Here is a 20,809-nt window from a genome sequence, read left to right as displayed (position 1 = left end):
CACCCCCACACCACCCCCACCCACCCCCACACCCCCACCACCCCACCCCACCCACCAACACCACACCCCCACCAACCCCACCACCCACAACCACCCCACCCCCACCCCACACCCACCCCACCACCCCCCAACACCCCACCCACACCCCAACCCCCACCCCAACCACCCCCACCAACCCCCCCCACCACAACCCCCCACCCCACCACCACCCCCACCCCCACACCCAAACCCACCCCCACACAACCACCCACACCCCCCACCCACCCACACCCACACCACCCACCAAACCCACAACCACCCCACCCCCACCCCCACACACCCACCCCCACACCCACCCAACCACCCCCCACCCACACCCCACCCCACCCAACACCCACACACCCCACCCACACACCCACCCCCAACACCCACCACACCCACCAACCCACCCAACCCCCCACCACACCCCCCACCAACCCACCCACACACCCCACACAACCAACCACAACACCCCCCACCCCACACCCAACACCCCACACACCCCCCACCACCAACACCCCCACCCACCACCACACCCCACCCCACCACACCCAACACCCACACCCCCCACCACAAACCCACCCCAACCCCCCACACCCCACCACAACACCCACAACCCAACCACCCCACACCCCCCAACCCCCCACACCCACCACCACACCACAACCACCCCCACCACACCCACACCACCCCACCACACCACACACCACACCAACCACCCAACACCCCCACCCCACCCCACAACCACCCACCCCAACCCACCCCACACCACCACCCAAACCCACCCCACCCCACCACACCCCCCAACACCACCCCACCCCACACCACACCAACACCCACCACCAACCACCCACAACCCCACCACCCCACCACCCCCACACCCCACCACCCAACACACACCCCACCCAACCCCACACCACACCACCCCCACCAACCACCCACACCACACCCACCACCCACCACAACCCCCAACCCAACACCCCACCCACCCCACACAACCACCCAACCACCAACCCCCCACAACCCCCAACACCACCCCCACCACCCAACAACCCCACCAACCCCACCCACCCACCACCCCCCCCCACCACCCCCCCAACCAACCACAACCACCCCCACACCCCCCCACCCACCAACCCCCCACCAACACACCAACCACAACACCCCACCCACAACCCCCCCACCACCCCACCACCCAACCACCCCCCACCCACCCAACCACCCACACCCCCCAACCACCCACCCCCCACACCCACACCCACCACACCAAACAACCACCCCACACCCCCACCCCCCAACCCACCCCAACACACACCCCACCCACCCCCCACACCCACCCCCACCACCCAACCCCCAACCCACACCCACCCCAACCCCCACCACACCCACCCCCCACAACCCCACCCCAACCACAACCCACCACCCACAACCCCACCCACCCCCAACCCACCCCACCCCCCCCCACACACCCACACCCCACCCACCAACACCCCCCCACACCACCCACAACCCCACCCCAACCCACCCCCACCCACCACCCCCCCCCACCCCACACCCACCCCACACCACAACACCCCACCACAACCCCCACACCACCCACACCCACCCCCCACACCCACAACACCCCACCACCCCCCACCAACCACCCCCCCACACACCCCCCCACCCCCACCACCCAACCACACCCCCACCCACACAACCACCCACCACACCCCACACCCCACCCACCACCCCACCAACACCCCAACCACCACCCCCCACCCACCCCACCCACCCCCCCACCCCACACACCCACACCCCCCACCCCACCACACCCCCAACCACCAACCCCAACACACCACCCCCCACACCACCCCACCACCCCCCACCCACCACAACCCCCCAACACACCACCCAACCACACAACCCCCCCACCCCCCACCCCACCACCCCACACCACCCCCACACCCACCCCCCACCACCACCCCACCACACCCCACACCCCAACCCACCCCCAACAACCCACCCCCCCCCCACCCCCACCCACACCACCCACCACCCCCCCACCCCACCCCCAACCACAACCACCCCCACCCCCCCACACCCCCACCCACCAACACCCCCACCCCCACACCCCACCCACCCCACCAACACCAACACCCCACCCACCCAACACACCCACCACACACCCCACCCCCCACACCAACCCCACCCACCCACCCACCCCCACCCCAACCACCACCCCAACACACCCCACCACCAACCACACCCCCCACCACCCCCAACCCACAACCACCCACCCAACAACCACCCCCACCCCAACCACACCCCCCAACCCACACCCCCACACCCCACACCCCACCACCCCACAACCCCACCAACCCCACCACACCCCCCCCACCCACACCCCACCCCCCCCACCCACCCCACACCCCCACACCAACCCCACCCACACCCACCAACCCCACACCCACCCAACCACCCCCACCCCCCACACCACACCCCCCCCCACCCACCACCCACACACCCCAACCACCCACCCACCCCCCACCCCACACCCCCCAACACCACACACCCCACCACCCCCCCACCAACCCACCACCACCCCCCACCCACCCCCACAACCCACACCCCAACCACCCCCACCAACACCCACCCACCCACCCCACACCCCACCCACCACCCCCCACCAACCACACCCCCAACCCCACCCACCACACCCCACAACACCAACCCCCACCCCACCACACCCCACCCCCACCCACCCCACCACAACCCCACCCCAACCACCACCAACACCCCAACACCCCCCCCACCACCACCCACCACAACCCCCACCCACCCACCCCACACACCCCCACCCCCACAACCCCCACCACCACCCCAACCCACCCCCACACCCCCCACCACACCCACCCACAACCCCACACCCCACAACCCACCCCCACCCCACCCACCCCACACCCCCCCAACCCACCACAACACACCCCAACCCACCACCCCACAACCCACACCCCCCACCAACCACACCCCACCCCACCACCCACCACCCCACCACAACCCACCCCAACACACCCCCACAACCCCCAACCACCCACCCACCAACACCCACACCCCCACCACACCCCCACCCACAACCACCCCACCCCCCACCAACCCCACCCACCCCCACACCACCCCACCCCCACCCACCCCCAACCACCCCACCACCCACACCACAACCACCCCCCAACACACCAACACCCACCCCCCCACACCCCCACCCAACACCACACCACCCCACAACACCCCACCCCCAACCCACACCCACCCCAACCACCCCCCCACCCACCCCCAACCCACCCACCCACAACCCACCCCAACCACCCCACCCACACCCCAACACCAACCCACCCCCACCACCACCCCCCACACCCCCAACCACCACCCACCCCAACCACCACCCCACCACACCCACCCCAACCCACCACCCCACACCCACCCCCCACACACCCCCACACCACCACAACCACCACCCACCCCACACCCCCACCCACCCCCACCACAACCCCCCACCAACCACAACCACAACACCCCACACCAACCACCCCCCCCACCACACCCAACACCCCCCAACCCACAACCCCACCACACCCCACCCACCCAACCCACACCACCCCCACCCACACCACCCACACCACCCAACACCACAACCCACCACCAACCCCCCCACCCCACCCAACCCCACCAACACCCCCACCCCACCAACCACAACCCCACCACCCACCCCCAACACACCCAACCCCACCCCCACACCCCACCACCCCACACCACCACCAACACACCACCCACCCCACCCAACACCCCCACACCCCAACCACCCACCCACCAAACACCCCCCACCACCAACACCCACACCCCACCACCCCACCCACAACCACCCCAACCACCCCACCCCCACAACAACCCACCCAACACCACCAACCCCCCACAACCACCCCACACCCCCCAACCCACCCCCCACCAACACCACAACCCAACCCCACAACCACCACCAACCCCACAACCCCCCACCCCACACAACCCCACCCAACCCAACCCACCCACCAACACCACCACACCCCCACCCCACACACCCCCACCACAACCCACCACCCCCAACCCACCCACAACACCCCCAACACCACACACCCCCCACCAACCACCCCCACCCACCCCACACAACCACCCAACCACACCCCACCCCACAACCCACACCCACAACACACCCAACACCACCCCCAACACCACCCCCACCACACAACCCACCCCCACACCACACCCAACCACCCCCCACAACCCCACCCACACACACACAACCCACCCAACCCACACAACCCCACACAACCCCCACCAACACCACACACCCACAACCCCCCACCCCACCCACCCACAAACCCCACAACACCACCACCCCAACACAACCACAACCACCCACACCCCCCAACACCACCACCCAACCACCCACCCACAACACCCCACCAACCCACCCACCAAACCAACCCCACCCCACACCACCCCACCCCAACACCAACCCCACCCCACAACACACAACCAACACCACCCCACACACCCCCACCACACCAACCACACCCACCCACAACAAACCACCCCACCAACCACAACCCACACCACCACCAACACACACCCCACCACCACCACACCCCACCCACACCAACACACCAACACCCACACCCCACCACCACCACCCCCCCAACACCCAAACCACCCACCACCACCCACCAACACCCACCACCACACAACCCCACCCCCACCCACCCACCAACAACCCCACACAAACCAACACCACCCCACACCAACCCACCCCCCCAACCACCACACCCACCAACCCCCCACCCCACCACCCACCACAACACCCACCCAACCACCAACACCCACCAACCCCACCCACCAACCCACAACAAACCACCACCCCCAAACCCACCACACCCCCAACCCACACCACCACACCAACACCACCAACCACACCCCACCCCACCACCCCACCACAACACCCACCACCCACACCCAACACCCCACCAACCACCCCCACACCCCCCACCCCAACCCACAACCACACCCAAACACCCACCCCCAACCAAACACCCACACCCCCACCACCAACCCCACCAACACACACCCACACCAACACCACCCAACCACCCAACACAACCCCCACCCACCAACACACCCCCAACACCCCAACCACACAACCCCCACCAAACACCCACCACCACCCACCACCACCCCCACAACCAACCACACCCCAAACCAACCCCCACAAACCACACCAACCCACCCACCCCACAACCCACCCAACACCCACAACACCAACCCCACCAACAACCCACCACACCCACACACCCACCACCCCAACCCCCACCACCCACCCCCCAACCAACAACAACCACCACCACCCCACCAACAACACCAACCCACACCCACCAAACACACCCACCCACCCACCAAACCCCCCACCCACCACCCCACCCCCCACCAACCCACCCCACCCAAACAACCCAACACCACACACCCAACCCCACACCAACCACCCCACACCCACCAACCAACCCCACCCCCCACAACCCACAACCCCACACCACCCCACCACACAACCCACCACCCCACCCAACACCCCCACCACCCCCAACCCACAAACACACCCCAACCACAACCCCACCACCAACCCCACACCCAACACCAACCCCACCACACCCCACAACCACCCACCACCCACCCCAACCCACAACCACCCACCCACCCCAACACCACACAACAACCCCACCACCCCACACACCCCAACACACCCACACACCCACCCCCACCCAACCCACCACCCCCCCACCCCAACACCACCAACCCAACCACCAACACCCAACCCCACCACCCACCACCCACACCCACACCCCCAAACCACCACACCCCCCCACCCACCAACCACCCACAACCACCCCCAACCACCCCCACAACACCCCACACCACCACAACACCCACCCCACCACACCCACCCCACCCCCCCCCACCAACCCAAACACCCACCCCAACCACAAAACCCACACAACCCCCCACACCCCACCCACCAACCACCAACCACACCCCACCAACCAACCCCAAACCACCCACCACAACACCCCCAACCCCACACCCACCACACCACCCACACACAACCACCCCACCCACACCACAACCCACCCCCAACCCCAACAACACACCCCCACCACCAACCCACACACCCACCCCACCCACCCACCACCCAACCACCAACCCCAACCCACCCCACCACCCCACAACCACACCCCAACCCCAACAACCACAACACACCACCCCCCCACCAACCCCACAAACCACAACCCACCCACAACCCCACAACCAACACCCAACCCCCCCACCACCCCCCACAACCCACACAACACCCCCACCCACCACCCACCAACCCACCCCACCAACACACCCCCAACACCCACCAACACAACACCACCACCACAACCCCACAAACCACCACCCCACCACCAACCCCCACACCACCCAACACCCCCACCCAACAAACCACACAACACCCACACCCCCACCACCACCCACACCACACCCACAACCCACCAACACCACCCCCACCCACAACACCCCAACCACCCCACACCACACCCCAACCCCACCACCCAACAACCACCACACCAACACCCCAACACCACACAAACAACCCAACCCCACCAACCCACCACACCACAACCCCAACACCACCCAACCCCACCCCAAACCACCACACAACACCACCCACAACCCACCACACCAAACAACCACCCCACCCCACCACACCACACCACCAACCCCCAACCCCACCACACCACCCCACCACCCAACACCCCACCACACCCCACAACAACACACCCCACCACACACCCCCCACCCAACCACCCACCCACACCCACCCCACACCACCAACCCACCCCACCCAACCACCAACCACACAACCCACACAACCACCACCAACACCCCCACCAACCCAACCCACCAACACCCCACCAACACCCCCCACCCACCAACCCACCCCCACACACCACCCCACACCACAACCACCCCCACACCCACACAACACAACCACACCACACACCAAACAACCCACCCACCACCACCACCCAACAACCCACAACACCCCCCCACCCACCCAACACCCACCACCCAACAACCAACCCCACACCAACAACCACACCCCACACCACCACAACCAACCCCCAACCACCCCCCCAACCACACCCACCACCCACCACCACCCCCACCACACCCACACAAACACCCACACAACCCCCACACCAACCACCACCCCACCCCCAACAACCACCCACACCAACACCACCAACACCACACAACCCCACCCCCCCCAACCCACACAAACCCACACCCACCACAACCCACAACCCACCCACACCCAACCACCCCCACACCCACAACCCACCACACCCACAACCACACCCCACCCCCCAACCACACCCACACCCAAACCACCCAACAACCAACAACCCAACACACCCCCAACCCACCCCCACAAACCACCACCCACACCCACCAACACACCCCCACAACACCCCAACCACCACCACAACCAACCCACCCAACCACACCCCCCACCAACCCCCACCCCACACCCACCAACACCCCCACCCACAACACAACCACCCCACCCACACACCCCAAACCACAACACCCCCACCCCCCAACACCCAACCAACCCCAACCACCACCAACCCACCAACCACCACAACACCACACACCCCAACCAACCCACCCACCCCCACCACAACCCCAACCAACCCACACCCACCACAACCCAACAAACCACCCACACCACCCCCCACAACACCACACAACCCCCCAAACCAACACCCCACCAACCCAACACACACCACCCCACCCAACCCACACAACCCACCAACCACACACCCCACACCACCCACCCCACACCAACCCCACCCAACCCACCACACCCACACAACACCCAACACACCACCAACACCCAACCCCCACCAACACCCCACAACACAACCCACCCCACACACCACACCCCCACACCCACCCACACCACCCCCCACAACAACCACCCCCACACCACCAACCAACACCCCAACCCCACCACACACCCAACAACAACACCAACCCCACACCACCCACACCAACCACCCCCACACAACCCCCACCCCACAACCCCACCCCACCCCCACACCCCCAACCCACCACAACCCACCAACCCACCAACCCCCCACCAACCACCCACAACACCACCACAACCCCACCCACCCCCACCAACACCACAACCACCCCACACACCACAACCACCACCCCCCACCCACCACCCAACCCCCCAACACACAACCACCCACACAACCCACCCCCACACACCACCCACAACCCAACACCACACCCCACCAACCACCAACCCACCACCCAACCACACCCCACCCCACCACAACCACCCCACACAACACACCCCCACCCACCACCCCACCCACCCCACCACCCAACAACCCCCACCCCAACACCAACCACCACCCCCCCCACACCCCAACACCACCACACACCCACCCACCACCACCACCCACAACCCCACCAACACCCACCCCACACCCCCACCCCAACACAACCACCCCCACCCACACCCCACCACCAACCACCCCACACCAACCCACCCACCCCACCCAACCCCCCACCACCCACAACCCCCACCAAACCACCAACCAACCACACAACCACCCCCACACCACCAACACCCCACCACCCAACCACACAACCCCCACCCCCCACCCACACCCAACACCCCAACCCACCACCACACCCCCACACACCACCCACCCCCCACCCCCACCCACAAACCACACCACCCACCCCAACCCCCCCACACCCAACCCACCCAACACCACCCACCACACCCCACCCACCAACACCCCACCCCCACAACCCCACAACCACCACCAACCACCCCACCAACACCCCCCCACACCCAACCACACCCCACCCACCCCACCCACCACCCCAACACACCCACCACCCCCACCCAACCCCACACAACCACACCCCACCCCCAACCACCCACACCCCCCACCCACAACAACCCAACACACCCACCAACCACACCCCCACCACCCAACACCCACACCCCCCAACCCAACCCACCCCCCAACCACCACCCCCACCCCCCCCACCACACCCCACCACACCCCCCACACCCAACAACCACCACCCACACCCCACCACCCCCCACAACCAACACCCCAACACACCCCCCACCACCCCACACCACCCCACCCAACAACCACCCACACCCCACCCACACCCCCACACCCCCACCACCCCACACCACCCCCACCCCAACACACCCCACACCCACCCCCACCACCCCACCCCACCACCCACACCACCCCCCCACCCCCCCACACCCCACAACACCCCCCACCCCCCACAACACCAACACCACCCCCCACCACCCACCACAACCCACCACAACCCCACACCCACCACACCCCACCCACCCCACCCCCACACCCACCACCCACCCCACACCCCCACCCAACCACACCCCCCACCACCCACCACCCCCCCCACACCCCACCACCCACCCCCACCAACCACCCACCACAACCACCCCAACCCACACCCACCACCCCCACAACCACACCCAACCACCCCACCCCCCACCCCACCCAACCCCAACACACCACCCCCCCACCACACCCCACCACCCCCACCCACAACCACCCCACCCACACCCACCCAACCCCCCACCCACACCAAACACCCACCCCACCAACCACCCCACCCCCACCACCCCAACCCACCCACCACCCCCAACCCCACCCACCAACCCCCCCACCCACCACCCACCCCACCACCCCCCAACCCACCCCCCCCCCACCAACAACCCCCACCCCACCCAACCACACAACCCAACCCACCCACAACCCCACCCCCACCACCCCACCCCCACCCACCCACACCACCCCCCAACCACCCCCCACCCCACAACCCCCCCACCCCAACCACCCCCACACCACCCACCCACACCCACCCCAAACCCCCCACCCAACCCCCACCCCCCACCACCCACCCAACCACCCCCCCACCCCACAACCCACCCACCCCAACAACCCACCACCCCCCACCCCCCCACACCACCCCCCCACCACCCCACACCCACCCACCCCCCCACCACACACCACCACCAACCCCCAACCCACACCCACCCCCCCAACACCCCACCACAACCCACCCCCCACCCCACCCAACCACACCCCCCACCACACCCCCCACCCCCAACCACCCCCCCACCCCACCACCCAACCCACCAACACCCACCACACCACCCCACCCCAACCCCCCCACCCACACCCCCCCACACAAACCCCCCACACCCACACCAACCCCCACCCCACACCCACACACCCCCACCACACCCCCACCCCACCCCACCAACACCCCCACCCACCCCCCCACCCAACCCAACCCCCACCACCCCACCCACCCACCCCACAACCCACCACCCCACCAACCCCCCACCCACCACCAACACCCCCAACCACCCACCCCACACCCACCCACCACCCCACCCCCACCCACCCCAACACCCCAACACAACCCCACCCACCCACCACCCACCCCACAACCCCCACCCAACCACCCCCCCACCACCCCCCACCACACCCCCACCACCAACCCCCCACACCCCACCCACAACCCACCCCACCCCCCCCACACCCACCCCACCCCCCCACCCACACCCACCCACCCCCACACCCACCCCAACACCACCCCCCCACACCCCCACCCACCACACCCCCCCCCCACCCACACACCCCAACCCCCCCCCACCACACCCCACCCCACCCCCCCCCACCACCCCCCCCAACCCAACCACACCCCCCAACCACCCCACCCACCACAACACCCACACCCACCAACCCCACACCCCCCAACACCACACCCACCCCCCACACCCAACCCCCACCCCACAACACCCCCCACACCCACACAACCCCCCACAACCCCCCCCACCACCCCACCCAACACCCAACCCCCACCCCACCACACCCAACACCCCACCCAACCCCACCACCCACCCACCCCCAAACACCCACCACCACCAACACCCACCCCACCACCCCACCCCCAACCACCACCCCCACCCCCACCACCCCAACAACCCCACCACCCACCCCCACACCCCCACCCCACCACCCCCCACCCCACCCACCACCCCCACACCCAACCCCCCACCCACCACCCCCCCCCCACCACCCAACCACCCCACACCCCCCACACCAACCACCCACACACACCCACCCACCACCCCCCACCCACCACCCAACCCCCCCACACACCCAACCCCCCCACCACCCCACCACCCACCCACCACACCCACCCAACCCCCACCCCACACCAACACCACCCCACCAACCCACCCCACACCCCAACCACCCACCCACCACAACACCCACCCCCCCAACCCCAACACCCCACCCACCACCCACACCACCACCCCCACCCACCCACCCCCCAACCACCCACCCCACCACCCCCCCACCCACCACACCACCCAACCCCCCAACACCCCACCAACACCCACACCCCCCCACCCCACCCCCACAACCACAACCCACCCCACACCACCACCCCCCCACACCCCCAACCCCACACCCCACCCACACCACACCCCCCACACCACCCCCACCACCCCCCACCCCACACCCCCACCCAACCACAACACCCCACCCACACCCCCCCACCCACCCCAACACCCCACCCCACCCCCACAACCCACCCACCACCCACACCCCACACCAACCCCCCACACCCCCACACCACACCCAACCCCCACCACAACCCCCACCCACCCCCCCACCCCACCCACCACACCAACCCCCCCACCACCACCCCCACCCCCACCCCACCCACAACCCCCAACCACCCCCAACCACCCACCCCACAACCACAACCCCCACACCCCCCCACCCACACCCCCCACACCCAACCACACCCACCCACCCCCCACCCACAACCACCCACCACCCCCCACACCCCACCACACCCAACACCCCACCCAACCACCCACCACCCCACAACCCCCACCACCCACACCCCACCCCACCCCACACCCCCCACCACCACCCAACCACCCCACAACCCCCACCACCAAACCCAACCAACACACCCCCCCACACCACCCCAACCACCAACACCCCACCACCCAACCACCACAACCACACCCCACACCCCACAACCCCACCCACCCCACACCCAACCCCCACCCCACACCACCCAACCACACCCCCCCACCACACCCAACCACCCCCCCACCCACCCCACCAACCCACACCCCCCACCCCACCCCCACCCCCCCACCCCACACCCCCCCCCAACCCCCCACCCCAACCCACACCCACCCCCAACCCACCCCCACACCCCACCACCCACCACACCCCAACACCCCCACCCACCCACAACCAACCCACCCCCACCCCCAACCCACCACACCCACACCCCCCCACCCACCAACCCCACCCCACCCCCACAACCCACCACCACCCCCACCCCACCACCCACCAACCCCACCACCCCCACAACCACCACACCCCCCCCCACCACCCAACCCACCCACCCCACCACCCACCCCCCACCCCCACAACACCCCACCCACCCCACCCAACCCACCCCCACCCCCCACACAACCCCCACACCAACACCACCACCCACCCCCCCACCCACCACCCCCACACCACCCCCCCCCCCCACACCCACACCACCAACACCCCACCAACACCCACCACCCCACCACCCCCCACCCCCACCCACCACCAACACCCCCCACCACCCCCACCCACACCCACACCCCCACACCACCCCACCCCACCCACACCCACCCCACCACACCCCCCACCAACACCCACACCAACCCCCACACAACCACACCCCACCCCCACACCCACCACCCACAACCCCCACCCACAACACCCCACCACAACCCCACCCCCCCACACCCCACCCCACAACCCCACCCACCCCACCACACCAACCCACCACCCCACACCCCCCCACCCCACCACAACCCAACCACCCACACCCCCACACCCCCCCAACCCCACCACCCACCCCAACACCCCACCCACCAACCCCCCACCCACCACCACCCCACAACCACCCCCACCACCAACACCAACCACCCCACCCCCCCCCACCACACCCCACCCACCCCAACCCCCACCCCCACCACAACCACCCACCACAACCCCCCCACACCACACCCCCCCCCACCCACCCCACCCCCACCACCACCACCACCCCCACCAACACCCCCACACCCACCCCCCCACCCACACCCCACCCACACCACCCACCCCCACCCACACCCCCCCCCACCACACCCCCCCACCACCCACACCACACCCACCCACCAACCCCACACCCACCCACACCCCAACCCACCCCACACACCCCCACCACACCAACACCCACCACACCCACCACCCCCACCCCCACCACCCACCACCCCCCACACCCACCCACCCACCCAACCCACCCCACCCCCCCACACCCCCAACACCCACCCCAACACCACCCACACACCCCACCCCACAACCACACCCCACCCAACAACCCAACCCACCCCCCCACCCCCCACACCCACAAACCCACCCCACCACCCCAACACCACCACCCCCCACCCACCCACCCCACCCACCCACACCCCACCCACACCACCCACCAACCCCCCACACCACAACCCACCCCACAACACCACCCCCCACCCCCACCAACCACCACACCACCCCACACCCACCCCCAACCCACACCAACCCCACACCCCCCACCACCAACCCCACAACACCCCCACCCCACCCCCACCACCCACAACCACCCACCCCCCACAACCACCCCACACCACCCCCCCACACCCCCACCCCACCAACCCCCACCCACACCCCACCCACCCCACCCAACACCACCCCCACCACCCCCACCCCCCACCCCACCCCACCCAACCCCCCCACCCACCACCCCAACCAACCCCACACCCACCCACACCCCCAACACCCACCCCCACACCCCCACACCACCCCCACCCACCCCCAACACCACCCACACCCCCACCACACCCCCCCACACCCCCAACCACCCCACCCCACCCCACCACCCACACCCCCCACACCACACCCCACCAACACCACACCCCCCACCCAACCACACACCCCACCCCCACCCCACAAACCACACCACCCACCCCCACACCCCACCACCACCAACACACCCACCAACCACACCCCCACCCCCACCACCACCCCCACAACCCACCCACACACCCCAACCACCCACCACCCACACCCCCACAACCCACCACACCCCCACACCCCCCACCACCACCCCACCCACCCCACACCCACCCCACCCACCACACCCCACCACCCCACCACCCCCAACCCCACCACCCACCCCCCCCAACCCACACCAACCCACCCACCACCCCACACCCCCCAACCCACACCACCCCACCCACCACCCACCCCCACCCACCACCACCCCCACCCCCACACCACACCACCACCAACCACCCCACCACCAACCCCCACCACCCACACCCCACCCAACACCCCCCACCCCACACCACCCCCACCACCCCCCCCCACCCCACACCCCACAACCACCCCACCAACCCCACCCACCAACACACCACACCCCCACAACCCCACCCCCCACCAACCCCCACCCCAACCCACCACCACAACACCCCACAACCACACCCACCAACCCCACCCCCCACCCACCCAACACCACCCCACACCCACCAACCACCCCCCACACCAACCAACACCCACCACCAACCACCCCACCCCCAACACCCCACACACCCCACCCACCCCCACACCCACCCCCCACCCAACCCACACCCCACCACCAACCAACCCCACCACCCCCACACCCCAACCCACCCCCACACCACCCCACACCCACACCCACCAACCCCACCCACCAACACCACCCCACCCACACCCCCCACCCCACCCCCAACCACCCACCCCCCACCAACCCCCCACCCCCACACCCACCCCACCAACACCCACCACCCCCCCACCCCAACCCACCCACCAACCCACCCCCACCCCCCACCACACCAACCCCACCCCAACACCCCCACCCCACCACCCACACCACCACCCCACCAACACCCACCCACCAACCACACCCCCCACACACCCACCCCACCACCCAACACCCCCCCACACCCCACCAACCACCCCCCACCCACACCACCCCCCCACACCCCCACCAACACCACCCACAACCCCCCACACCCACCACCCCACCCACCCCACACCCCCCCACACACCACCCCACCACCAAACACCCCACCACACCAACCCCACCCCCCAACCACACCCAACCCCACACCCCCACACAACCCACCACCCCCCCACACCCACAACCACCACCCACAACCACCAACAACCACCACACCCCCACCCCCCACCAACACCCCACACCCCACCACCCCCACCCCCCACCAACCCCAACACACCCCACCCCACCCACCACACCCAACCCACACCCACCCACACCCCACCCCCACACCACCCAACCACACACCCACCCCCCCAACCCCACACCCACACCCAACCAACCCCCCCACACCAACCACCCCACACCCCCCCCACCACCACCCAACCCACACCCCCCACCACCCCACCCACCACACCCCCACCCACCCCACACCACCCACCCCACCCAACACCACCCACCCCACCAACCACCACCCACCCCCCCAACCCACCCCACCACCACCCCACAACCCACCCACCCCCCACCACCAACCCCCCCACACCCACCCCAAACCCACCACCCACACCAACCCCAACCACCCCCACACCACCCCACAACACCCACCCCACCACCCCCACCACCACCAACCCCCCACACCCCCACCCCCCCAACCCCAACCACCCCCCCACCCACACCCACACCACCCCCCCCACCCAAACCACCACCCACACCCCACCCCACCACACCCCACCCACAACCAACCCACCCAACCACCCCCCCACACAACACCACAACCACCCCACCACCCCAACACCCACCCACCCCACACCACCCCCACCCACCCAACCACCCAACCACCCCACCCACCCACCCCCACAACCACACCCACAACAACCCCACACCCCACCACCCCACCCACCAACCACAACCAACACCACCCCCCCACCACCACCCAACCCCCACCACACCCCCACCAACACCCCCCACCAACCCACACCCACCCCCCACCCACCACACCCACCCCACCCCCACACACCCAACACCCCCAACACCCACCACACCACCCCCACCCCACACCACCCAACACCCCACACCCAACCCACAACACCCCACCACCCCCACCAACACCCCACACCACCACCCCCCAACCAACACCCCACCCCCACCACCCCAACAACCCACCCACCACAACCACCCCCCAACCACCCCACCCACCCCCACCCCACACCACCCAACAACCCCCACCACCCACCCAACCACCACACCCCCCACCACCCCAACAACCACCCAACCCCCCCACCAACACCACCCCACCCAACCCACACCCCACCCAACCACACACCCCCACCACCACCCCACCCCCACACCCACAACCACCCCCACCCACCCCACACCAAACCACCCCCCCCACACCCACCCACACCACCCACCCACCACCCAACACCCCACCAACCACCAAACCCCCCACCACACCACCACACCCCACCAACACCAACCCCACAACCACCCACCCACCCCCACCAACACCCACCCCCACACCACCCCCCACACCCCCCCACCCAACCACACAACCCCACCCCCCAACACCCACCACCACACCACCCAACACCAACCCCACACCCCCCCCACCCCACACAACCCACCCCCCAACCCACCACCACCCAACACCCCCCCCCCACACCCCAACACCCACACCACCAACCCCCACCCAAACCCACACACCCACACCCCCCACACCCACCCCCCACCAACCCACCCACAACCACACCCAACCCCACCACCCCAACCCCCACCACACCCACCACCCACCCACACCACACCACCAAACCACCCCCCAACCCCACACCACACCAACACCCACACCACAACCCCACCACAAACCCACCAACCACACCCCACCCCCAACCACAACACCCACCACCCCCACCCACACCCAACCCCACACAACCAACCCCACCCACCACCCAACACCACAACCCACCCCCACCCCACCACCCAACACCCACAACCCACCACCCCCACCACCCACACCCCCCACAACCACACCCACCACCCACAACACCCCACCACAAACCCAACAACCCCCCACCACACCCCACCCCACAAACCACCAACCCACCCCCCCACCCCACACCCCCCCAACCCAACCACAAAACCACCCCAACACCCACCACCAAACCACCACACCCCCAACACCCAACCACCCCACCCCCACCCCACCCACACCCACCACAACACCCACCCCACACACCCACCCAACCAACCCCCACCACCCACCACCAACACCACCCAACCCCAACCCCCCCACACCAACCCACCACACCCAACCCCCCAACCCCCACCCAACACCACCAACACACCCCACACCACCACCCAACACCCCACCAACCCACCACCCACCACACCACACCCCCCAACCCACCCACCCAACCACCCACCCACCCCAACACACCACCCACACCAACACCACCACACAACACCCACACCCACCACCACAACACCCACCACCCCACCCCCCCACCACCCAACACCCCACCCCCCACAACACCCACACCCCCCACCCCACCCACACCCACCACAAACCACCCCACCACCAACACCCACCCACACACCCCACCACACCCCACCAACACCCACCACCCCCAACACCCCCACAACCACCCCCCAACCCACCACAACCACCCAACCACAACACCACCCACAACACCACCCCACCCACCACAACCCCCACCCACAACCAACACACCCACCACCCCCACCACCCACAACCCACAACACCACCCACACCAACCACAACACCACCCCCACCAACCCACCACAACCACACCCCAACCCCACCCCCACACCCCAACACCCACCCCCCACCAACACCACACCACAACCCCACAACCCCAACCCCCCACCCCACCCACCCAACCACACAACCCACCCCCAACCACACCAACCCCCACCACCCCCAACCCACACACCCCACACCACCACCAAACCCCCCACAACCACACCCCCAACCACCCAACCCCCACACCCCACCCACAACACCCCACCCCACCCCACCCCACCCACACCACAACACCCCAACACCCCCACAACCACACCCCCCCAACACCAAACCCAACACCCACCCCCACCCACACAACCCCACCACCAACACCACCACCCCACCAACCCACACAACCACACCCCACCCCCACCCCCAACCCACCACCACCCCCACAACACACCAACACACCACCCCACCCAACACCACACCACCCCACAACCCACCCAACCACACCACCACCCCCAACACCCACACCCCCCACCACCCAACACCCCACCAAACCACCCCCACACACCCACCACCACACCACCCAACCCCCACCCCAACCACCACCACACACCCACCCCCCACACCACCACCCCCACCCCACCCCAACCACCACCCACCCCCCAACCCACAACCCCACCCCCAACACCCCACACCCAACCACCCCCACCCCACCACAACAACAACACAACCCCACCACCCCACCACCCAACACCCCACAACACCCCCCCACCCACACCCCACCCACCACCCACACCCCCACCAAACCCCAACCCACCCCCACACCCACCCAACCACCCCCCCACCCCACAACCAACACCCCACACCCCACAACACCCACCCCCACCACCCACACCAACACCCACCCCACCAACACCCCACCACCAACACACCCCCCCCCACCAACCACCCAACACCACCACCCCCACCCACAACCCACCACACCCAACCCACCCCCCACACCCACCCACCCCCACCACCCACCAACCACCCCCAACAACCAACCCCACCCCACCACCAACCACACCCCCAACCACACCCCCACCACACCCCCACCAACCCCCCAACCACACCCCCACCCACAACCCACCACCCCCACCACCCCACAACCCAACCCACCCCCACACCCACCAACCCCCCACCACCCCAAACCCCAACCCACCCCACCAACACCCCACCACACACCACAACCACCCCACACCCCCCAACACACACCAACCCACCCCACCACCCCACCCCACCAACCACCCCACCCACAACCCCACCCCACACCCCACCCAACCCACCACCCCACCAACCACCACACCCCCCAACACCCCACCCACCCCCACCACACCAACCCCCACCAACCCCCACACCCACCCACACACCCACCCCCAACACCACCCCACACAACCACCCACCCACACCCCCACCACCCCCCCACACCACCAACAACCCCCCCACACCCACACACCCACCACACCCCCACCACACCACCCCACCCCACCAACCCCACCCACACCCCCACACCAAACCAACCACACCCCCCCACAACCCCACCACCCCCCCACCCCACCCCCACCCACCCCCCACACCCCAACCCCACCAACAACCCACACCCCCCACCAACACCCCCACCCACCACACCCCAACACCACCCCCCACCCCACAACCACCACACCCCCACCCCACCAACACCCACCACCACCCCACCCACACACCACACAACACCCCCCACCACCCAACCCCACCCCCCCACCAACCCACCCACAACCCACCCCCCCCCACCACCCCACAACAACACCACCACCCACCAACACCCAACACACCCAACCCCACCCACCCCAACCCCCCACCCCACCACCCCACCACCCCAACACACCAACCCACCCCCACACCCACCCCACAACCCCACCCACAACCACCCCACCACCAACCCACACCCACCACCCCACCAACCACCACACCCACACCCACCCAACCCCACCACCCCCAACCCCCACCCACACCCCACCACCCAACACCCCCACCCCCCCACACAACCCCCCCACACCCCACCCACCACACCACAACCCCACCCACACCACCCCACCCACAACCACCCAACACAACCACCAAACCACCACCCCCACCACCCCCCACACCCAACCCACCACCCACCCCCCACACCCCACACCAACACCACCCCACCACACCCCACACACCCCCACCCCCCACCACCCCACACCCACCACACACCACCCCAACACCCACCCCACCCAACACCCCAACCCACCCACACCCCAACCCCCCACCCCCCCACCCCACCCCCAACCCACCACCCACCCCCACCCAACCCCCCCCACCACCAACACCCCACCAACCCCCCCCACCCACACAACCACCACCACCCCCACCACCCCAACCCCCACCCCACCACCCCCACACCACCCCACCCACCCCCACAACCCCACCCCACCACACCCCCCACACAACCCAACCCCCACCACCCACCCCACACCCCCCACAACCCAAACCCCCCACCCACCCACCACCCCCAACCCCACCAACCCCCACACCCCACCCACACACCACCCACCACAACCACCCCCCCCACACCCCACCAACCCCCCACCCACCCCACCACCCCCACACACCCAACCCCCCCCCACACCCACCACAACCCCCACACCCCACCCACCCCCAACCCCACCCCACACCCCACACCCCCAC

Source organism: Flavobacterium sp. NG2 (genome assembly GCF_034119845.1).
GTDB lineage: Bacteria > Bacteroidota > Bacteroidia > Flavobacteriales > Flavobacteriaceae > Flavobacterium.
The sequence above is the reverse complement of the archived record's forward strand: the minus strand, read 5'-3'. Positions refer to the sequence as shown.